At 72.1% G+C, this 18,996-nt stretch carries 19 protein-coding genes and 1 pseudogene; 11 read left to right on the top strand and 9 right to left on the bottom strand.

Annotation, left to right across the window (positions count from 1 at the left end):
• Positions 1-248 precede the first annotated feature (248 nt).
• From ACZ63J_RS44165 to ACZ63J_RS44155, 3 genes are read left to right on the top strand one after another with little or no spacing between them, the layout of a single operon-like run.
• Positions 249-914, top strand: coding sequence for a response regulator transcription factor (locus ACZ63J_RS44165; protein ID WP_465402604.1), 666 nt, complete (start codon positions 249-251; stop codon positions 912-914).
• Positions 907-2,259, top strand: coding sequence for a sensor histidine kinase (locus ACZ63J_RS44160; protein ID WP_465402606.1), 1,353 nt, complete (start codon positions 907-909; stop codon positions 2,257-2,259). Before ACZ63J_RS44165 ends, ACZ63J_RS44160 begins: the two co-directional genes overlap by 8 nt.
• A 45-nt stretch (positions 2,260-2,304) precedes the next feature.
• Entirely contained in the window at positions 2,305-3,417 is a 1,113-nt protein-coding gene (locus tag ACZ63J_RS44155; protein WP_465402607.1) for an acyltransferase family protein, read from the top strand.
• Between the two features lies 1 nt (position 3,418).
• On the opposite strand, the gene ald is transcribed toward ACZ63J_RS44155, so the two are convergent.
• Positions 3,419-4,534, bottom strand: coding sequence for an alanine dehydrogenase (gene ald / locus ACZ63J_RS44150; RefSeq protein ID WP_465402609.1), 1,116 nt, complete (start codon positions 4,532-4,534; stop codon positions 3,419-3,421).
• Between the two features lie 173 nt (positions 4,535-4,707).
• Here ald and ACZ63J_RS44145 point away from each other — a divergent pair, with 173 nt between their 5' ends.
• Positions 4,708-5,646 carry a zinc-binding dehydrogenase gene (locus ACZ63J_RS44145; RefSeq protein WP_465402611.1) on the top strand — a complete coding sequence of 313 codons (939 nt, stop codon included), beginning with the start codon at positions 4,708-4,710 and terminating at the stop codon, positions 5,644-5,646.
• A 1-nt stretch (position 5,647) separates the two neighbouring features.
• Here the strand turns inward: ACZ63J_RS44145 and ACZ63J_RS44140 are convergent, their stop codons facing one another.
• Both ACZ63J_RS44140 and ACZ63J_RS44135 read right to left on the bottom strand, forming a co-directional pair.
• Positions 5,648-6,253 (bottom strand): GNAT family N-acetyltransferase, encoded by a 606-nt coding sequence (locus tag ACZ63J_RS44140; protein ID WP_465402613.1) that lies wholly within the window; start codon positions 6,251-6,253, stop codon positions 5,648-5,650.
• Positions 6,254-6,289: 36 nt separating this feature from the next.
• Entirely contained in the window at positions 6,290-7,846 is a 1,557-nt protein-coding gene (locus ACZ63J_RS44135; RefSeq protein WP_465402615.1) for a PucR family transcriptional regulator, read from the bottom strand.
• Between the two features lie 50 nt (positions 7,847-7,896).
• Between ACZ63J_RS44135 and ACZ63J_RS44130 the strand changes: the two genes are divergently transcribed.
• A complete protein-coding gene (locus ACZ63J_RS44130) occupies positions 7,897-8,517 on the top strand; it encodes a class I SAM-dependent methyltransferase (protein WP_465402617.1) in 621 nt (206 codons plus the stop codon).
• On the opposite strand, the gene ACZ63J_RS44125 is transcribed toward ACZ63J_RS44130, so the two are convergent.
• Positions 8,435-8,854, bottom strand: a complete 420-nt coding sequence (locus ACZ63J_RS44125; RefSeq protein ID WP_465402619.1) for a VOC family protein — start codon at positions 8,852-8,854, stop codon at positions 8,435-8,437. The genes ACZ63J_RS44130 and ACZ63J_RS44125 overlap by 83 nt on opposite strands.
• A gap of 101 nt (positions 8,855-8,955) precedes the next feature.
• Between ACZ63J_RS44125 and ACZ63J_RS44120 the strand changes: the two are divergent.
• A pseudogene (locus tag ACZ63J_RS44120) lies at positions 8,956-9,350 on the top strand (VOC family protein).
• A gap of 5 nt (positions 9,351-9,355) precedes the next feature.
• Here the strand turns inward: ACZ63J_RS44120 and rdmE are convergent.
• On the bottom strand, positions 9,356-10,912 hold the full coding sequence (rdmE, locus tag ACZ63J_RS44115) for an aklavinone 12-hydroxylase RdmE (protein ID WP_465402621.1): 1,557 nt from the start codon (positions 10,910-10,912) through the stop codon (positions 9,356-9,358).
• A 150-nt stretch (positions 10,913-11,062) separates the two neighbouring features.
• On the opposite strand from rdmE, the gene ACZ63J_RS44110 reads away from it, so the two are divergent.
• The 3 genes from ACZ63J_RS44110 (at position 11,063) to ACZ63J_RS44100 (ending at position 14,227) form a co-directional block, all read left to right on the top strand.
• On the top strand, positions 11,063-12,373 hold the full coding sequence (locus ACZ63J_RS44110; RefSeq protein WP_465402623.1) for a bifunctional o-acetylhomoserine/o-acetylserine sulfhydrylase: 1,311 nt from the start codon (positions 11,063-11,065) through the stop codon (positions 12,371-12,373).
• On the top strand, positions 12,370-13,485 hold the full coding sequence (gene metX, locus ACZ63J_RS44105) for a homoserine O-acetyltransferase MetX (protein ID WP_465402625.1): 1,116 nt from the start codon (positions 12,370-12,372) through the stop codon (positions 13,483-13,485). The genes ACZ63J_RS44110 and metX overlap by 4 nt, the downstream gene beginning before the upstream one ends.
• A gap of 76 nt (positions 13,486-13,561) precedes the next feature.
• Positions 13,562-14,227: a DUF2306 domain-containing protein gene (locus tag ACZ63J_RS44100; protein ID WP_465402626.1), complete on the top strand. Its 666-nt coding sequence runs from the start codon at positions 13,562-13,564 to the stop codon at positions 14,225-14,227.
• Here the strand turns inward: ACZ63J_RS44100 and ACZ63J_RS44095 are convergent.
• Positions 14,155-14,373, bottom strand: a complete 219-nt coding sequence (locus ACZ63J_RS44095) for a hypothetical protein (RefSeq protein WP_465402628.1) — start codon at positions 14,371-14,373, stop codon at positions 14,155-14,157. The two genes, ACZ63J_RS44100 and ACZ63J_RS44095, sit on opposite strands and share 73 nt — an antisense overlap.
• Positions 14,374-14,386: 13 nt before the next feature.
• Positions 14,387-15,265: an AurF N-oxygenase family protein gene (locus tag ACZ63J_RS44090; RefSeq protein WP_465402630.1), complete on the bottom strand. Its 879-nt coding sequence runs from the start codon at positions 15,263-15,265 to the stop codon at positions 14,387-14,389.
• A 79-nt stretch (positions 15,266-15,344) separates the two neighbouring features.
• Between ACZ63J_RS44090 and ACZ63J_RS44085 the strand changes: the two genes are divergently transcribed.
• Positions 15,345-15,974 carry a TetR/AcrR family transcriptional regulator gene (locus ACZ63J_RS44085; RefSeq protein WP_465312819.1) on the top strand — a complete coding sequence of 210 codons (630 nt, stop codon included), beginning with the start codon at positions 15,345-15,347 and terminating at the stop codon, positions 15,972-15,974.
• Here the strand turns inward: ACZ63J_RS44085 and ACZ63J_RS44080 are convergent.
• On the bottom strand, positions 15,971-16,468 hold the full coding sequence (locus tag ACZ63J_RS44080; RefSeq protein ID WP_364728160.1) for a hypothetical protein: 498 nt from the start codon (positions 16,466-16,468) through the stop codon (positions 15,971-15,973). The genes ACZ63J_RS44085 and ACZ63J_RS44080 overlap by 4 nt on opposite strands.
• Positions 16,469-16,514: 46 nt before the next feature.
• Entirely contained in the window at positions 16,515-17,105 is a 591-nt protein-coding gene (locus tag ACZ63J_RS44075; protein WP_465336259.1) for an SACE_7040 family transcriptional regulator, read from the bottom strand.
• A gap of 139 nt (positions 17,106-17,244) precedes the next feature.
• On the opposite strand from ACZ63J_RS44075, the gene ACZ63J_RS44070 reads away from it, so the two are divergent.
• On the top strand, positions 17,245-18,843 hold the full coding sequence (locus ACZ63J_RS44070; protein WP_465402632.1) for a hypothetical protein: 1,599 nt from the start codon (positions 17,245-17,247) through the stop codon (positions 18,841-18,843).
• The last annotated feature ends 153 nt before the right edge of the window (positions 18,844-18,996 follow it).

The following is an 18,996-nucleotide window of genomic DNA, read 5'->3' as shown; positions in this document are numbered from 1 at the left end:
GTGGCGCAAACCCGGCCGAAGCCCTCTAAGCTAGTAACCGGCGGCCCGCTCCCAATGACCCCCAGGTTGGTTGAGCGGGTCGCCCTCGCTTTTTTCTTCGGGCTTCGCCCTCGAACCAGCTCATCCCTGTTGCCCGGGGGCCGAGCCCCCGGACCCCCACGGTGCCGTCGTCGCGGCTTCCAGCGTCTGTCTGCTCCGGGGCGTGGTAAGTACGACCTTCTGACCTGCGTGTGTGCGATCGTGGCTCGATGCGGATCTTGCTCGTCGAGGATGAGCGGCGGCTGGCCGAGGCGCTGCGGGCCGGGCTGAGCGCCGAGGGGTATGCCGTCGACGTCGCCCACAACGGGCGGGACGCCCTCTGGTACGCCGGGGAACACCCGTACTCCGCGATCATCCTCGACATCATGCTGCCGGGCCTGAACGGCTACCGCGTCTGCCGCCGGCTGCGCGACCAGGGCGACAGCACCCCCATCCTGATGCTCACCGCCAAGGACGGCGAGGACGACGAGATCGAGGCCCTCGACACCGGCGCCGACGACTTCCTCCCCAAGCCCTTTTCCTACGGCGTCCTCCTTTCCCGGCTGCGCGCGCTCATCCGCCGGGGCGGCGCCACCCGGGCGGGGGTCCTCAAACTGGGTGATCTCGAGCTCGACCAGGCCGGCCGGACCTGCAGCCGCGGCGCCGCCGACGTCACCCTCACCGGCAAGGAGTTCGCCCTCCTCGCCTACCTCATGCACCGCCCCGGCCAGGTGGTCACCAAGGCCGAGCTGCTCGACAACCTCTGGGACTTCGCCGCCTCCGCGACCGCCAACCTCGTCGAGGTCCACGTCAGCGCGCTGCGCCGGAAGCTCGGGAGCGAGACGATCCGGACCGTCCGCGGCGCGGGGTACCTCGTGGTGGCTTCCGGTGCGTAGGTTCTTCCGCTCGACCCGCTTCCGGGTGGCGTTGACGGCGTTCGCCGCCTCCGCCGTCGCGCTCGGTGCGGTGTCCGTGTGGTTCGTGCTCCAGGCGGAGGGCCGCCTCCGCAACGCCGCCACGCAGCTGGCCGACGCCCACGCCGACGCGGTCGTCCAGCTCCTGAACACCGGCGCCCGGCCCGCCGACCTGCCGCTGCTCGTCCGCGACTCGATCTACGAGGTCACCGACCGCACGGGCAAGCGCGTCGCGGCCTGCCCGGCTCTGCTCGACGCGACATTGGCCGCCTACGACGCCGACGTCACGCTCCCGCCGTCTGGGTTCGACCGCGCCGGCCGGGACTCCGTCCCGTGCGCTCCCGAGCTGGCCGACCTCGACGAGGACCTCGTCCTGCACGTCGTCCACGCCGACAGCGGCGACAGCGCGTACGACGTCTACGCCGGCGTCGCGATCGATCCCGAGGGCCAGGCCGCCGTCGACTCCGTCCGGACCGTTTTGACGGCCGGCGTTCCCGCGGTCGCGCTGCTGATCGGCGTGATCGCGTGGCTCGCCGTCCGCCGGTCGCTGCGCCCGGTCGAGGCGATCCGCGGCGAGGTCGCCGAGATCGGCGCGCACGACCTGAGCCGCCGGGTGCCAGCCCCGCGCAGCGGCGACGAGATCGCGCGCCTCGCCGGGACGATGAACACCATGCTCGCGCGGCTCGACGAGGCCGTGACGCGTCAGAGCCGGTTCACCTCCGACGCGTCGCACGAGCTGCGCACCCCGCTCGCGTCGCTGCGGACGCAGCTCGAGGTCCTGCTGGCCCACCCCGACCGGCTCGACTGGCGGAAGTCCTGCGAGAACGCGCTGCTCGACGTCACGCGGCTGCAGGACCTCGTCGCCGACCTGGTGCTGCTCGGGAAGCTGGACCATGCGGGCCCGGACCGGCTCGAGCCGGTGGCACTGTCCGAAGTGGTCGAAGCGGCGGCTGCCGGCCGGGCGGAGATCGAGGTCGCCGGGACGCCGGTGGTGCACGGTCACCGCTCGCGCCTGGAGCGGCTCGTCCGCAACCTCGTCGACAACGCCGAACGGCACGCCGTCTCCCGGGTGGCCGTCACGGTGTCCACTGTGGACGGCCAAGCCGTGCTGACGGTCACCGACGACGGACCCGGCATCCCGGCCGAAGACCGCGAGCGCGTCTTCGACCGCTTCGTCCGTCTCGACGACGCGCGCGCCCGCGACGAGGGCGGTTCGGGCCTCGGCCTCGCGATCGTCGCGGACATCGCCCGCGCGCACGGCGGCACGGCGTCGGTCGAAGAGGGCAGCCGGTTCGTCGTCCGGCTCCCGGAGCTGAAGACGTCTTAAGCTCGCTTCAGGTCCGGTTCAGCGTCCGCGGCCGACGCTGCGGTCATGATCAATCGTCCCTGGTGGCGGCCGCTCGGCCACGCCGAGTACCTGGCGTCGTCGTGGTTCCCCGGCCTCACCGGCCTGCGCGCGCTCGCCGCGCTGGCCGTCGTCTTCTTCCATTACGGCGGCCCGGTCGTCGACCGGCTGCAGGGGTGGATCGCCGTGCAGCTGTTCTTCGTGCTGTCCGGTTTCCTCATCACCACGCTGGCGCTGCGCGAAGAAGACCGCACGGGCGGAATCTCCCTGCGCGACTTCTACGTCCGCCGCGTCTTCCGGATCATGCCGGTGTACTTCCTGCTGCTCGGCCTGACGGCGCTGGCGGTGACGTTAACCGGCGTTTACCAGAGCAGCCGGCTCGTCGACGCGATGCCGTTCTACCTGACCTTCCTCAACGAGGTCGTCGACTTCAACACGCCGTACCCGACGTCGTGGTCGCTCGGGGTGGAGGAGAAGTTCTACCTCGTCTGGCCCGCTCTGCTCGTGCTGACGGCGCGCACCGGCAAGACCGCGCTGCGCCTGCTGATCGGCGCCGGCGCGCTGGGCGTCGTGCTCGGGGTGCTGCCGCTCGCTCCCGCGCACCAGTGGGCGAGCCTCTCGGTGCACTACGGCTCGCTGGTGGTCGGCTGCCTGCTCGCGCTGGCGCTGCACCACCCGCGCGGGTTCGCGGTGCTGCGGCCGCTGACCAGCCCGGCCGCGGCGGTCGGCGTGGCGCTCGGCTTCTGCGTGCTGCAGCTCTCGGTCAAGCCGCTCGGACAGTCCTTCGGCGGCCACTGGCAGTTCGTCGTCCCGGTGTACGCCGGGGGATCGGCGTTGCTGCTCGTGGCGGCGATCTCGCAGGGCCCGGTCCGGCGGTTGCTCGCGAGCCGTCCGCTGAAGTTCGTCGGCGACCGGTCCTACGCGCTCTACCTCGCGCAAACGGGCGCCGCGGGCGTGACCGGGCTCCTGCTGCCGACGGGGCTCGGCAAGGCCGTCGCGACTTCCGCCGTCGCGCTGCTCTTCGCGTGCGGTCTGCGGAGGTGGGTCGAGCTGCCCGCCATCGCGTACGGACGCCGGCTGCTGCGGAAAGGGGAGCGGGCCCCTGCCGGAGAACGACAGGGGCCCGCTCGGGTGAGGTAGGTCAGGCGAGGACGGTGTCCAGCGGCGTGTGCGGCAGGTCGTGCGCGACCGCGACCGGGCCGTTGGTCAGGGCGCCGGCGTGGGTGTTGAGGCCCTTGGCCAGCGCGGCGTCGGCCTGCAGCGCGGCCTTCCAGCCGTGCTCGGCCAGCTGCACCGCGTAGGGCAGCGTGACGTTCGTGAGGCCGTAGGTCGACGTCCGGGGCACCGCGCCCGGCATGTTCGCGACGCAGTAGAAGACCGACTCGTGCACGGTGTAGGTCGGGTCGTCGTGCGTGGTCGGGCGCGAGTCGGCGAAGCAGCCGCCCTGGTCGATCGCGATGTCGACGAGCACGCTGCCGGACTTCATGCGGGCGACGAGCTCGTTCGAGACCAGCTTCGGCGCCTTCGCGCCCGGCACCAGCACCGCGCCGACGACCATGTCGGCCTGCAGCACGGACTCCTCGACCGACAGCCGGTTCGACGTCACCGTGCGGATGCGGCCGCCGAAGTCGTTGTCGATCTGGCGGAGGCGGTCGACGTTCGTGTCGAGGATCTCGACGTCCGAGCCGAGGCCCAGCGCGACGCGGGCGGCGTTCAGGCCGGCGACCCCGCCGCCGATGACGACGACGCGCGCCGGGTGCACGCCGGGGATGCCGCCGGGCAGGACACCGCGCCCGCCGCTCGGCTTCATCAGCGAGAACGCGCCGACCTGCGGGGCCAGCCGGCCCGCGACCTCGGACATCGGGGCGAGCAGCGGCAGCGCGCCACTGGCGGTCTGGACCGTCTCGTAGGCGATCGCGGTGGTGCCCGCGGCCAGCAGCGCGTCGGTCAGCGGCCGGTCGGCGGCGATGTGCAGGTAGGTGAAGAGGACCTGGTCGGCGCGCAGCCGGGGGTACTCCTCGGCGATCGGCTCCTTGACCTTGAGCACCAGCTCGCCCTCGGCCCAGGTCTCGTCGGCGGTGGCGAGGATCTTCGCGCCGGCGGCGACGTACTCCTCGTCGGTGATGGACGAGCCCACCCCGGCGCCGGTCTCGACGAAGACGTCGTGCCCGCGGCCGACCAGCTCGTGCACCCCGGCCGGGGTCAGCGCGACCCGGTACTCGTGCTTCTTGATTTCACGGGGAACGGCGATACGCACGGTCGGCCTCCTGGGTCGGTCTGCGTCCGGATTTCGGTGCGGTGGTGCCACTCACGGTGAACCACCCGGACGGCGGTGTCATCGTGCTGGGCGAACATTTCTTTGCCGCATTCATGGTTCTGTGCGGACAAGGCCGTTGACTTCGACCGCGCTGGAGGTTGCAGCGTGCAGGCATGAGAGCTGTGTGGTTGCGGGAGTTCGGCGGGCCGGAAGCGCTGGAGCCGGGGGATGCGCCGGACCCCGTCCCCGGGCCCGGCCAGGTGCTGGTGGAGGTGACGTTCGCGAACATCACGTTCGTCGAGACCCAGACGCGCGCCGGGACGGGACCGTTCCGTCCGGTGCTGCCGGTCGTCCCCGGCAACGGCGTCGGCGGCGTGATCAGCTCCGTCGGCCTGGGGGCGGATCCGGAGCTGGCGGGGCAGCGAGTGGTCACCTCGACCGGCGGTTCCGGCGGGTACGCGCAGCGCGTCGCGGTGGACGCGGCGGCGGTCTTCCCGGTGCCCGACGCGCTCGCGCTCGACGTGGCGGTGGCGGTGCTCGCGGACGGCCGCACCGCGACTGGACTGGTGCACACGACCAGGGTGCGCCCCGGCGATCGTGTCCTGGTCGAAGCGGCGGCGGGCGGGGTCGGCAGCCTGCTGGTGCAGCTCGCGAAGGCAGCAGGCGCCGAGGTGGTCGGCGCCGCGGGGGGTCCGGCGAAGCTGGCGCAGGTGCGCGAGCTCGGCGCGGACGTCGCCGTCGACTACCGCAGCCCGGACTGGACGGCGGGCATCGGCGAGCTCGACGTCGTCTTCGACGGCGTGGGCGGCACGATCGGCACGGCTGCGTTCGGCCTGCTGCGCCGCGGCGGCCGGATGGCGATGTACGGCCTCGCGGGCGGCGCGTGGGCCGAAGTGCCCGAAGAGGAAGCCGCGGCCCGCGGGGTTTCCCTGGTCCGCTCGCTCGGCGGGCCGGCGGAGATGCGCGCGTTCACGGAGTCGGCGCTGGCGGAGGCCGCGGCAAGCCGGCTGGCGCCGGTGATCGGCCAGCGCTTCCCGCTCGAAAAGGCGGCTGACGCCCACGCGGCCATCGAATCCCGCACCACGCTGGGGAAAACGCTGCTGGTCGTGTGAGCTAGCCGGTCGGGCGGGTCAGGTAGACGCGGTCCGCGGCGGCGGTCTCGACCGGCTGCCAGCCAAGCTTCTCGTAGAAGCGCAGGGCACCGGCGTTCTCGGGATTGACGGCGAGGTGGCACGACTTCGCCCCGGCCGCCGCGACCGAGGCGAGGAACGTGTCGATCAGCGCCCGCCCGTGGCCCGCGCCGCGCTGCCCGGCGAGCAGGTTGACGTGCAGGTGCGCCGGGTGCGCCGCCAGTTCGGGCCGGAGCTGCCGCTCCGGGTGGAACATCGTGTCGAGCCGCCGCTCCTCTTCGGTGCGCGGCGGCCCCGGCGGCGGCTGGTAGCGCTCGCGGAGTTTCGGCAGCCACTGCTCCTGGTAAGCGGCGACTAACTTCGCCGTATCGGCCGTGCCGATCACGTACCCGGCCACGCGCCCGCCGTCGTCGAGCACGTAGGCGTGTTCCGGTTCGAGGAAGAGGTACGGCCCGGCGGCGGTGTCGGGCACGAGGTCGTCGGTGCGGTACCGCCCTCGCACCCCCGCGCCGGCGGCCGCGGTGTCGACGCAGATGGCGTAGACGGCGGCCCGGTCGCGGTCGCGGTAGGGCCGGATCTCAGTGGTCAACGCGAGGCCTCCAGGGTCTTGATCACCACTGTGCCGTCAGCTCCAGCGCAGCGCCACCAGCTGCGTGAGCAGCGCCAGTCGGACGTCGGGGTCGTCGAGGTCCAGCGGCACCAGCTCGAGCAGCTTCCGCATCCGGTAGCGCAGGGTGTTGGGGTGGATCCGCAGCTCCCGCGCCGCCGCGCGCGGGTCGCCGGGGTGCCGCAGCCACTCGTACAGCGTCTCGACGTAACCGGCCTTCGCCGCTTCGTCGTGCGCGCGCAGCATGCCCAGCGGGCCGAGCTCCGCGACCTTCGCCGCGGCGGCCGCCGTTGCGCCGCGGTGGAGCGTCAACGCCGTCCAGGCTTCGTCGAAGGTGATGACGCGCTCGTCCAGGATCTCCGCGCGCAGCAGGCCGAGAGCTTCGTCGGCCTGCACACGCGACGCCGAAAGGTCGCCGATCTCGCCGGGCGCGCCTGCCGCGGCGCGCGGAGCTCCGCTACGACGAGACGGTCCCGTCGCGACGAGAGCGTCGCGCAGCTCCGCCCAGCCGCCGGGGCCGGACCGGTCCGGGACCACGGCGTAGAGCAGCCCGCCGAGCTCGGTCGCCACCGGGCGGCGGCCGATGCCCTGGGAGATCCGTTCGAGCAGCGCGAGCCGCAGACCTTCCGCGTCGCGCCCGTCGCCGCCGGTGACCTCGATGACGACCACGCGGTGCGGCTCGTCGGACAGGTCCAGCTCGGCCATCGCTTTGCGCGGGTTCGCGCGGCCCTCGAGCACTCCGCGCAGCAGCTCTGCGGACGCGCGGCGCTGTGCGTCGGTGTGCGCGCGCCGGCGCAGCAGGTGCAGCGCGACGACGGGGGCGGCGTCGGCGAAGGCGGCAGCGCGCTCGTCGGACACCGGGCCGGCGACCACCGCCCACATCGAGCCGAGCAGCTCGCCGCCCATCCGGATCGGGACGATCAGCCGCGGCAGCGTGCCGTCGCGCTGGGCGGGCACGAAGATCGTCTGCCGGCCGCGCGACAGCTCCCGGAACACCCCGCGCGAGCGGAACCGCGCGAGCACGTCGTCGGGGATGCGGCGGCCCATGATCGTGGCGACGCGCGCCGGGTCGGTGAGGTCCTGGCGCGCGGAGTAGGCGAGCACGCGCGAGTTGGTGTCCTCGATGGTCACCGGCGCGTCGACGACGCTCGCGACCGCGTCGGCCAGCCGGAACAGGTCACCCGAGCCGGGATCGAGGTCTTCGGACTCGTCGGCGAGCGCGTCGAGGACGGTCCGCAGCAGCCATACGAGCTGCGCCCAGGACGTCGCCGCGTGCACCTGGATCAGCGCGATCCCGCTGGCCTTCGCGGCCCGCTTCACAGCCGGCTTCCCGGCGACGGGCGGCTTCAGCAGCACGGCGGCGGCACCCTGTCCGGCGCTCTGCTTCACCAGCTCGGCGGCGTCCTCGGATCCGGTCGTGGCGACGCCGAGCACGAGGTCCCCGGCGGCCAGGGTGACGGCCCCGCCGGGCTCGGCGATGACCACGTCGGCGACCGCGGGCGAGTCGTCCGGCACCTGGAGCGCGTGGAGCAGCGTCGGCCCCACCCGGTCGACGACACTGCGTACCGACACCACGGCGTCATTCTCGCCGAGAAACCCCTGGACGGCTCGGTAGGGTCGAGCGCGTGACCGATGCGCGGGGGATCGTCGAATCCGGCTACGACAGCTCCGCGGAGCGCTACCTCGAGTGGAGCGCGCGGATCCCGGACGACGCACGGCTGCGGCTCCTCGGCGAACTGACCGACCGGCTCGCGGACGGCGCTGCCGTGCTCGACCTCGGCTGCGGAGCCGGTGTCCCGTGCACCGCACTGCTCGCCGAGCGGCACGACGTCGTCGGTGTCGACTTGTCGGCGACGCAGCTCGCGCTCGCGCGGCGGAACGTCCCCGGCGCGCGGTTCGAGAAGGGCGACATGACCGGGGTGACCTTCCCGGACGCGAGCTTCGACGCCGTCACGGCGTTCTACTCGGTGCTGCACGTCCCGCGCGACGAGCAGGGCGCCTTGTTCACGCGCATCTCCCGCTGGCTCCGGCCGGGCGGCTGGTTCCTCGCCGCGCTGGGCTGCAGCGAAAGCGACGGCGTCGAGGCCGACTGGCTCGGCACACCGATGTTCTTCAGCAGTCACGCGCCGGAGGTTAACCGTCGTTTACTCGCCGAAGCGGGCTTCACGCTGGTCGTCGACGAAGTCGTGACGATGCACGAGCCGGAGGGTGAAGCCACCTTCCACTGGGTGCTCGGCCGCAGCTAGACCTCGTGCGGTTTGCGCGCGTCGATGTCCTCCGGGGTGTACTGCTCGCGCCGGAGAAGACCGCCCGGCGGACGAGGTCGTCCGGGTCCGCGGTCTCCAGCGTCAGCAGCAGCGGAGTGCCGCCGATCGTCGACGGCGCCAGCGCGTCCAGGGCGGCGATCTCCTGGCTCACCAGCAGCCGCGCGTCGCCGACGGCCAGTTCCACGAACAGCACGGTGCCGTCCGGCAGCACCGTGCGGAACAGCTCCACCGCGCCGAACGCTTTGGTGTAGAAGGAAAGCGCCGCGTCGACGTCGCACACGAACAGGTGCGGCACCAGGCCGAGCGGTCGGCTCACGCCGACTCTCGCAGATTCGCGTCGTCGGCCGCGGCCACCAGGCGACGCAGGAGCGATGCCTCACGCGACGCGGCTTCGCGGCCGGCCGGGGTTAACCGGTAATAACGTCATCGGGAGTCCTCGCCCGGGAGCTCCTCGGCCAGGCCGTCGGCGTCGAAGACCAGGCGCGCGCCAAGGCGTTCTGGTCCGAGACGGTCGGCTTCGCGATCACGACCGACGTGCCTCACGACGACCAGGGCCGGCGCTGGGTCGAGGTCACCGCCCCAACGGGACGATCCTCGTGCTCAGCGAGAGCCCCGAGGATCGTCGCCGGAGTGACGGCGAGCAGCTGTCGACGTCGAACTTCTTCTACGCTGACGACGTCGAGAAGACCTACGAAGAGCTGTCGGCGAAAGGTGTGGAATTCCCCGCGAAGCCGGAGAAGCAGCCCTGGGGCTGGTGGTCGATGTTCACCGACTCCGAGGGGAACCGCTCCGCGCTGCAGCAGCGCGACTGACGCGGCTAGCGCGACAAGACGGCGTTCAGGACCCGCCACAGCTCACCCGCGGGGTCCTCGACGGCCTCCCGGGCCCGCCAGGCCACGATGCCGTCCGGGCGCACGAGGGACGCGCCCCCGGCGGACAGCCCGTATCGCGCGGCGAAGACATCGTCGTCGACGACGTGGCAGTCGAGGCGGACGCCGGTCTCGGCCGCGATGTCGGCCGCGGCCCGCTCCCAGCCGCCGTCGGCGCAGAGCAGCACCCACGAGTGCCCGAGCAGGTCCACAGTGGACGCCAGGCCGGGCGCGCGGAAGCCGGGACGGCCGGTCGGCGCGAGGACGTCCTCGACGCGCGCGCCGTCGTCCGGCTCCTCCGAGAGCACCGCCGTCGAGCGGTAGCGGAACGCGAGGATGGCCGCCAGGGCGTCCACCGGCTCGGTCAGCCCGGAGACGTCCAGGTCGGGGTGCATCCGCTGCTTCATGTTGTGCAGCGAGGTGTCGATGATCATCCGGGCGATCGGCTTCCGCTCGGCCTCATAGGTGTCGAGCAGCGCCGGACCCGCGTCGCCGCGCAGCACCGCCGCGAGCTTCCACGCGATGTCCGCGCCGTCGCCGACGGCCGTGTTGCCGCCCTGCCCGCCGGTCGGCGGGGTCACCTTCGCCGCGTCGCCGGCGAGGAAGACCCGGCCGGACCGGAAGCGGTCGGCCAGCCGCGCGGCGATCTCCCAGGAGCCGACCCAGACGATCTCCGGCTCGAGCTCCGGCAGGTCGGTCGCCGCGCGGATCATCGAGACCAGCCGGTCGTGGCCGAAGTCCGCCGGGCTTTCGCCCTTTTCGGGGAAGTAGTCCGGCGCGAAGACGTACCGGTTCGGGACGTCGGTGTTGACCAGCCCGGCGGTGAAGTCGCCGTGCTGCAGGTAGAAGAGGTCGGTCACGCCGGCCTGGACGCGGTCGCCGAGGTCGGCGTCGAACACGACGCCGAGGCAGTGGCTCAGCGCGTCCATCCCGGTGGTCCCGATGCCGAGCCGGGCCCGGATGCCGCTGCGGCCGCCGTCGGCCGCGACGACGTAGTCGGCGCGCACCACCGTCTCCTCGCCGGAGTCGCGGTGCCGCAGGGTCGCGGTCACGCCGTCGTCGTCCTGGGCCAGGTCGGTGAGCTCGGTGCGGAACCGCACGCGCGCGCCGGCCTTCTCGGCGTGCGCCAGCAGGATCGGCTCGACGACGTCCTGCCCGGCCATCCCGGCGGGCATCGTCGTGGCGGCCGAGACGTCGAACTCGCTGCCGTCTTCCATCAGCTGGTGCAGGACGCGCCCGGCGAGGCTCGTCGCGACCGTGATCCGCAGCCCCTGTGACGCTCTCGGGCTCGCCGCCAGCACGTCGCGGTCGATTCCTGCCCAGTGGAACAGCTCCATCGTGCGCCAGTTCTGCCCGGCGGCCCGCGAATGGACCGACGTTCCGGCGTGCCGTTCGACGGTCAGCACGTCCACTCCCTCTTGCGCCAGGAATAACGACGCCGACAGCCCGCCCAGCCCGGCCCCCACGACCAGGACCTGCACCCGCTCCACCATGACTACCTCCATGCCTGTGAATCTCCCTTGCTAAATATCTTAGACAGAGAGAGATCTCGGAAGCAAGGGGCTAGGCTCTCAGGACGTGGGAACGGTTGGGTACTCCGTTCGGCGCAAGTAGCTTCGAGCCGAACGAACCCCTTGAGCCGCAAGGAGAAACCGATGAGCGCGGACGACACCTCGGCGTGGTCCTTCGAGACCAGGCAGATCCACGCGGGCGCCGCGCCGGATCCCACCACCGGCGCGCGGGCCACGCCGATCTACCAGACGACGTCGTACGTCTTCCGCGACACCCAGCACGGCGCCGACCTGTTCAGCCTCGCCGAGCCGGGCAACATCTACACGCGGATCATGAACCCGACCCAGGACGTGCTGGAGCAGCGCGTCGCGGCGCTCGAAGGGGGTGTCGCGGCCCTGGCGTTCGCCTCCGGCTCCGCCGCGACCACGGCGGCGATCCTGAACCTCGCGGGCGCGGGTGACCACTTCGTGTCCAGCCAGTCGCTCTACGGCGGCACCTACAACCTCTTCCACTACACGCTGCCGAAGCTCGGCGTCGAGGTCACGTTCATCGACGACCAGGACGACCTCGAGCAGTGGCGCGCCGCCGTCCGGCCGAACACGAAGCTGTTCTTCGCCGAGACGCTGGCGAACCCGGGCAGCAACGTCCTCGACATCCGCGCCGTCGCCGACGCCGCGCACGAGGCCGGTGTCCCGCTGGTCGTCGACAACACCGTGCCGACGCCGTACCTGGTGCGCCCGATCGAGCACGGCGCCGACGTCGTCGTCCATTCGGCGACGAAGTACCTCGGCGGCCACGGCACCACGGTGGCCGGCGTGCTGGTCGACGGCGGCACGTTCGACTTCGGCAAGGACCCGGCGAAGTTCCCGGGCTTCAACGAGCCGGACCCGAGTTACCACGGCCTGAAGTACTGGGAGGCGCTCGGCCCGGGCGCGTACGCCGCGAAGGCGCGTGTGCAGATCCTGCGCGACACCGGCGCGGCGATCGCGCCGCTCAACAGCTTCCTGATCCTGCAGGGCATCGAGACGCTGTCGCTGCGCGTCGAGCGGCACGTGCAGAACGCGCAGGCGCTGGCCGAGTGGCTGGAGCAGCGTGACGAGGTCGAGAAGGTGTACTACGCCGGCCTGCCGTCCAGCCCGTTCTACTCCGCGGCGCAGAAGTACCTGCCGCGCGGCGCGGGCGCGGTCCTGTCGTTTGACTTGCGCGGCGGGGTCGAGGCGGGCCGAAAGTTCGTCGACGGCACCGAGCTGCACAGCCAGCTGGTGAACCTCGGCGACGTCCGCAGCCTGATCGTGCACCCGGCGTCGACCACCCACAGCCAGCTTTCGGCTGAGGAGCAGCTCGCCAGCGGCGTGACGCCCGGCCTGGTCCGGATCGCCGTCGGGCTCGAAGGCATCGAGGACCTCAAGGCCGACCTGGAGGCCGGATTCCGGGCGGCCAAGGCGGAACTGTGACGGGTGAGCCCGTCACCGGCGCCTGGCGGATCGGGGATCCGCCGGGCCGCCGGAAGTTCGTCACCGGCCCCGGCGCGCTCGCGCTGGAGGCCGGTGGCGTGCTGCCCGGCTTCACCCTCGCGTACGAAACCTGGGGAACGCTGAACTCCGACGCGTCCAACGCGGTCCTCGTCGAGCACGCCCTGACCGGCGACAGCCACGCGGCCGGGCCGGTCGAGCCGGGCCACCCCAGCGCGGGCTGGTGGGACGGGCTGATCGGGCCCGGGAAGGCGCTGGACACCAGCGAGCTGTTCGTAGTGGTGCCGAACGTGCTCGGCGGGTGCCAGGGGTCGACCGGCCCCTCGTCGGAGCTGGACGGCGAGCCGTGGGGGAGCCGGTTCCCGGTGGTGACCGTGCGGGACCAGGTGGCTTCGGAGGCCGTGCTGGCGGACGCGCTCGGCATCGAGCGCTGGGCGGCCGTCGTCGGTGGGTCGATGGGCGGCATGCGCGCGCTGGAGTGGGCGGTGACGCTGCCCGCGCGGGTGGCGTCGGTGCTGGTCCTGGCTTCGACGGCCCGGGCGTCGGCCGAGCAGATCGCGTGGGCGGCGCCGCAGCTGCACGCGATCCGCGGCGACCGGGACTTCCACGGCGGTGACTACTATTCGGCGGCTTCGGGGCCGGTCCGGGGGCTCGGGGTCGCCCGGCGGATCGCGCACGTCACCTACCGCAGCGAGCCGGAGCTGACCCAGCGCTTCGGCCGGTCGTACCAGGGCGAGGAAGACCCGTTGCGGGGCGGGCGGTTCGCCGTCGAGTCCTATTTGGACCATCACGCCGAGAAGCTGGCGGGCCGCTTCGACGCGAACAGCTACCTGGTGCTGACGGAGTCGATGAACACCCACGACGTCGGCCGCGACCGCGGCGGCGTGGCGGCCGCGCTGAGCCGCGTGACGGCCCGCGCGGTGATCGGCGGGGTGGACAGCGACCGGCTGTACCCGCTGTACCAGTCCGCGGAGATCGCGGCCGGGATCCCGGGAACGGCCGAGCCGTCGGTGGTTTCCTCGCCGTACGGCCACGACTCGTTCCTCATCGAGACGGCGCAGATCGCGGCGCTGGTGAAGACGCTCCTGAGCTAGTACGTCGGCGTGCGTACGGGCACGCGCCGCTCCCGGGCGGATGCCCGCGCGGGTCCCGCCGCGGGATCGTGGCGGCATGCGGAAAGCCTGGCTGATGTTCGCCGTCGCGATCGGGTTCGGCGCGGTGCTCACCTACCCGTACCTGGGCCTCGACGTCGAGGACAGCCGTCTCGCCGTGCGCGACGGCCTGCAGTACGCGGTCCTGGTGGCGCACATCTTCACGGCCGCGGTGGCGCTCGTGCTCGGCCCGCTGCAGTTCGTGCCGAAGGTGCGGGCTCGCCGGCGCGTCCACCGGACCATCGGCCGGGTCTACCTCTTCGCCGGGGTGCTGCCGTCGGCGCTGGCGACGATCCCGGTCGCGCTCTGGTCGGGCCGGCTCGTCACGCAGCTCGGCCTGACCACCGCGGGGGTGCTGTGGCTGGTCACCGGCGGCCTCGCGTACCGGGCGGCGCGCCGGCGTGACTTCGCCGCGCACCGGGCGTGGATGATGCGCAACTACGCGCTGACGTTCCTCGCCGTCACCTCACGCGTCCTCGTGCCGGTGCTCCTGCTGGCGCAGATCCCGTTCGGCGGCGTCGGCCCGGCGAGCGCGGCCACGCTGATCCCGATCGGCCAGACGCTCGGCTGGGTCGTCAACCTGGCCGTCGTCGAGGTCCTGCTCCGGCGGCGTCAGCGGCCGGTGACCCGTTCTCCCCAGCGCACCAAGCCGTTCGCGACCCGGCGCGACGCGTCGGCGGCGTAGTCGCCGAGCCGCTCGGCGGCCTTGTCGGACAGCTTCGCGACCCGCCAGGCGACGTCGTCCGCCCGCTCTCCCGCTTCGTCGCCCGCCGTCGTGATGCGGTCCGCGAGGCGGCCGGTTCCCGCGGCGAGCAGATCCTTGAGCGCCATGACTTCCCCTCCGCTAGAGCATTCCGGCGCGGCGCCACAGCACCGCGCTCGGGCCGCCGATCAGGTTGTTCTCCCGCAGGAAGCGCACGAGCTTCCGCGCGCCGAAGGCCAGCGTCTCCCGCCGGTGCGCGCTGCCCCGCGCGGCCGCGACCGCCGCGCCCGGGTCGATGCCGGCCCGCAGGTACTGCCGCGGCCGCGACAGCAGCCGGGACATCAGCAGCGCGCCGACGGCGACCACGATCCGCGCGAACTCCTTGCGCCACCACGGCGCGTCGGCCAGTTCGCGGACCAGGTCGTCCCGCGCGTACCGGACGTGCCGCGCCTCTTCGGTGACGTGGATCCGCATCACCGCGCGCACCACCGGCTGTACCGACTCGTCGTCGAGGTGCTCGCGCTGCAGCGCGTCGAAGATCTCCTCGCCGATCAGCGTCGCGACCCACATCGCCGGCCCGTGCAGGATCACCGGGAGCGCCTGCGCGGAGAGCTGCAGCCACCGGTTGTTGCGGTACGGCCGGCCGCCGACGCGCTCGATCAGCGTCGCGAACATCGTGGAGTGCCGGCATTCGTCGGCGATCTCGGTGAGCGCGTAGTGCACGTGCCGGGTGGTCGGGTCCTGGTGGTAGGACGCGCGCAGCAGCATCTGCATCAGGATGATCTCGAACCAGATCCCGACGCTGACGGTGTTCACCAGCTCCTGGCGCGACAGCTCGATCCGCTGCTCCCGCGTCAGCGTGTCCCACAAGGGCGTGCCGTACAGCGAAACCAGCCGCTCGGGGATGAAGAACTGGTCCTCGTTGAGCGGCGCGGCCCAGTGGACATCGACGTCCGGGTCGTACGAGAGCCGCGCGCTCGACTTGAGCAGCCTCTCGGCCGTCGCTTCGCGATCACCCATCCGTGCCTCCCTGTGTCCTGAAACACTAGAACGTATGAAACAAGTTCCGTCAAGTTGTAAAGTCGCCTAGGGTTGGGTCATGCGCGACCTCCTGAAACACGCGCTCGAAGCCGAGCTGCCCGGCGACGAGACCGCGGAACGGATCATGGGCGCGGCGCTCACCCAGGCCGAGGACTTCGGGCTGCGCCGGTTCACCGTCGACGACGTCGCGCGCCGCGTCGGCCTTTCGCGGGTGACGATCTACCGCTACTTCCCCAAGAAGGACCAGCTGCTCAGCGCGTTGGTCCTGCGGGAGATGAAGCGGTTCCTGACGAAGGTCGACGCCGTGCTGGAGGCGCAGGCGACACCGGAGGAGAAGCTCATCGAGGGGTTGAGCTTCTCCCTGGTGTACCTGCGCGGCCACCGGCTGCTGAACCGGTTGCTGCGCACCGAGCCGGAGCTGATCCTGCCGCACCTGACCGTCCAGGCCGGCGGCCTGTTCGCGGCCGCGCGCGAGCGCATCGCGGCGCACTTCCACGCGGAGATCGCGGCCGGGCGGCTCAGCCTGCCCGCCGAGGACATCGACGGGATGGCGGAGCTGCTGATCCGGGTCGTGGTGTCGCTGGTCCTGACACCGGACACGGTGCTCCCGGTGGACGACGACGCCGGCCGCCGCCGGCTCGCCGAGCTCTACCTGGCGCCGATCGTGCGGTCCCTGCGTCCGGCCTAGTCCGAGACGGCTTCCGAGATCCAGGGGGCCACCGGCAGGTCGCGGTCCAGGCACTCCACCGACAGCCGGATCGTCCAGCGCAACGCCTGCAGCACGAGGCTGTCCACCTCGTCGGGCGCGGCGTTGGCGAGGGCGATCTCGACCTGCTCCTGCGCCGCCTCGGTGTTGCCGTGGACCTCCGCGAGCAGTGTCCGCACCGCGGTCCGCACCGGCGGGTCGGCCTGGTCGATCGAGACCTCCTCGCCGTCTTCGTCGAAGACCTGGACCTTGACCGGCGCGCTGCCGCCGTCGCCGAGGGTGGACACCATGGCGCTGCACTCGCCGAACAGCAGCAGCATCAGCGCCTTGGTCTCGTCCGCGCGGGCCTGCGGTTCGACGGCCGTCGGGGCGACCTCGACGAGGGCTTCGGCGTCGTCACCGACGCTCAGCGCGGTCAACGCGCGCTGGGCCTTCTCGACGAGCCGCTCGTTCCAGTCCGGGTCCACGTGCCCCATCAAACACCAGCGACGCCACTCGTGGGGATACCTTGATCCGGGTCGGTCATCCGGCCGCGCGGAGGGCACCCAGCGCGAGCCGGGAGAGCAGTTCCGCGAGTTCTGCGTCACCGAGATGGCGGTTGTACGGTGTCGAGTTGATCAACCCGAACACGGCGTGTGCCGCCGACCGCGCCTGCCGTTCTCCCAGTTCCGGCATGGCTTCGCGAATCGCGCGGACCCACACCTCGACGTACTGGCGCTGCAGCGCGCGCACCTGCTTGCGGTCGGCGTCGGTGAGGTTCGCGAGGTTGCGCTCCTGGACGGTGATCAGCGCCGGGTGCGCGAGCGCGAAGCCGACGTGGAACGCCACGAGTCCGGTCAGCGTGTCGTCCCGCGAGCCGGGCCGGTTCGCCCACGCCGTGCCGCCGTCGAGCAGGTAGCGGCTGATCGAGTTCAGCATCTCGCCGAGGATCGCGTCCTTGCTCCGGAAGTGCCGGTAGAGCGCCGGTCCGGAGATGCCGACCGCGGCGCCGATGTCGTCGATGCCGACACCGTGGAAGCCGTGGTGGGCGAACAGCTCGGCGGCCGCGGCCAGGATCTGTTCACGTCTGCTCGCCTTCTCGCCGTTCACGAGTGGCGTGGGGTTGGCCGGCATCTGGCCATATTAAGGCCGGAAGTTAGCGATCGCTAACTTCTTGCAGGTTGTGACGCTGGTCACGACCCGGTGTACCCGGAGTGGATCGCCGGTGGACCTCCCGGAGCGAAGCTGCGGGCCGGCACATCGGGAGGCGGTTGTGGAGAACGGTGACGGGGTCCGGCGCGCGGTGCTGTACACGCTGTCCGGCGGGTTCGTGTCGGTGGCGTTCGCCCTGCTGGGGGCAGCGGCGGCGGAGGCCAAGACGATCCCGGACGGGGCATCCGGCGCCCCGGCGCCCAAGGACACCGCGCTGAAGGTGGCGAGCGCGGTCCCGGGCATGGGGGTCCTGAAGGCGGCGGACACGGCGCGGAAGGTGACGGAGTCCGCGGCGAAGACGCCGGCTCCGCCCAAGAAGAGCACCCCGGTGAGGGACGCCGCTGCCAAGGCGGGCTCGTCGTCGAAGAAGGATGAGGCGAAGAGGGATGCGGCGGTGCGGGTGGCGAGTGCGGTGCCGGGGATGGGCGCGTTGAAGGCGGTGGATGCGGCGCGGAAGGTGTCGTCGTCGTCGGCGAGGGAGGAGCGGTCGGGTTCGTCGAAGTCGTCGTCGAAGAAGGATGAGGCGAAGAGGGACGCCGCGGTTCGGGTGGCGAGTTCGGTGCCGGGGATGGGTGCGTTGAAGGCGGTGGATGCGGCGCGGAAGGTGTCGTCGTCGGCGAAGGACGGGCAGTCGGGTTCGTCGAAGTCGCGCTCGAAGAAGGACGGGGCGAAGAGGGACGCCGCGGTTCGGGTGGCGAGCGCGGTGCCCGGAATGGGCGCGCTGAAAGCCGTCGACGCCGCGCGGAAAGTCGCGGACTCGGGTGGCGGCAAGTCGCCGGTGAGGAGTGCGCGTTCCGGCGATCTGACAGAGAAGGACGTACGTTCGGCCTTGGCCGCCGCCGGGGCGGTGCCGGGGATGCGTTCGCTCAACGCCGTGCAGGCCGCGCGGAAGGTGGCGGAGAAGCCGGCGCAACGGGACCGGACCGCGTTGGCGGCCGCGAGTGCTGTTCCCGGGCTCGGTGTGCTCAAGGTCGCCGGTGAGGCGGCCGCGCACGTGAAGAGCCGGCGGACCGTCGTGCCCGCCCAGCACCGTGTTCCCGGCACCGTCGCCGCCTTCAAGGCCGATGACGGGTTGCCCCTGCCGCCGCCGTCACCGATTCCGTTCACCCCCTTCTGTCAGGGGCAGGAAGGCTGTGAGCGCGGGCAGACCTGGTTCGCCCAGCGGGTCCTGGAGCTCGCCGCGGCCGCGGACAAGTACGGCGTGCACGTCAAGTCGGAGGGGTCCGACGTCGACGGCGAAGTGACGCCGCCCGACCTGCCCAAGGGCAAGCTCCTCGGCGCCGAAGGGCACGCGGACTACGACCACGGGACCTGGTCCGCCGGCAACGGGGCCGTCGGCGGTGAATACCACGTCGGGCTGAAGGGGGAAGGAACGCTCAGCGTGGGCAAGGACCGGATCGGCGCTGATGCCGAGGTCAAGGCCGGCGTCACCGCCAGCCTCCCGGAATACACCCTGCCGCTCGGGCCGATCACGTTCAAAGCGTCGCCCGAAGCCTGGCTCGGGTTCGGTGCCAAGGCCGGCGCCGGCATCGAGGTCACCGACGACCGGAAGGTCCGGTTCAAGACCAAGCAAGGGGTGTCGCCGGGCATCGGCGGCTCGCTCGGCCTGGAGGTCGAGGTCGACCAGCAGGCGCTCGAGGACGAGCTTTTCGGCCACTGAACGAGAGGTGGGCCGAAGGTGGAGGACTGCGCCGGGCGAGCCGCGATCGGGACGGCGAAGGCCGCCGTCGGCGTGAGGGTGACGGCCGTGCTCGCGCGCTCGGGTCCGGACCCCGGGACCGGGTGCGAAACTGGGACCCCGAGGACCCGCCAC

Source organism: Amycolatopsis sp. NPDC104863, assembly GCF_055582965.1.
This window is presented reverse-complemented; position numbering and strand designations above follow the sequence as displayed.

What these genes read in the sequence shown, in the direction of transcription:
- ACZ63J_RS44080 (WP_364728160.1), bottom strand. Translation starts at nt 16,468, where the DNA reads ATGGGGCACGTGGACCCGGACTGGAACGAGCGGCTCGTCGAGAAGGCC.
- ACZ63J_RS44085 (WP_465312819.1), top strand. Translation starts at nt 15,345, where the DNA reads ATGCGCGACCTCCTGAAACACGCGCTCGAAGCCGAGCTGCCCGGCGAC.
- rdmE (WP_465402621.1), bottom strand. Translation starts at nt 10,912, where the DNA reads ATGGAGGTAGTCATGGTGGAGCGGGTGCAGGTCCTGGTCGTGGGGGCC.
- ACZ63J_RS44145 (WP_465402611.1), top strand. Translation starts at nt 4,708, where the DNA reads ATGAGAGCTGTGTGGTTGCGGGAGTTCGGCGGGCCGGAAGCGCTGGAG.
- ACZ63J_RS44090 (WP_465402630.1), bottom strand. Translation starts at nt 15,265, where the DNA reads ATGGGTGATCGCGAAGCGACGGCCGAGAGGCTGCTCAAGTCGAGCGCG.
- ACZ63J_RS44075 (WP_465336259.1), bottom strand. Translation starts at nt 17,105, where the DNA reads ATGCCGGCCAACCCCACGCCACTCGTGAACGGCGAGAAGGCGAGCAGA.
- ACZ63J_RS44165 (WP_465402604.1), top strand. Translation starts at nt 249, where the DNA reads ATGCGGATCTTGCTCGTCGAGGATGAGCGGCGGCTGGCCGAGGCGCTG.
- ACZ63J_RS44095 (WP_465402628.1), bottom strand. Translation starts at nt 14,373, where the DNA reads ATGGCGCTCAAGGATCTGCTCGCCGCGGGAACCGGCCGCCTCGCGGAC.
- ACZ63J_RS44100 (WP_465402626.1), top strand. Translation starts at nt 13,562, where the DNA reads ATGCGGAAAGCCTGGCTGATGTTCGCCGTCGCGATCGGGTTCGGCGCG.
- ACZ63J_RS44155 (WP_465402607.1), top strand. Translation starts at nt 2,305, where the DNA reads ATGATCAATCGTCCCTGGTGGCGGCCGCTCGGCCACGCCGAGTACCTG.
- ACZ63J_RS44110 (WP_465402623.1), top strand. Translation starts at nt 11,063, where the DNA reads ATGAGCGCGGACGACACCTCGGCGTGGTCCTTCGAGACCAGGCAGATC.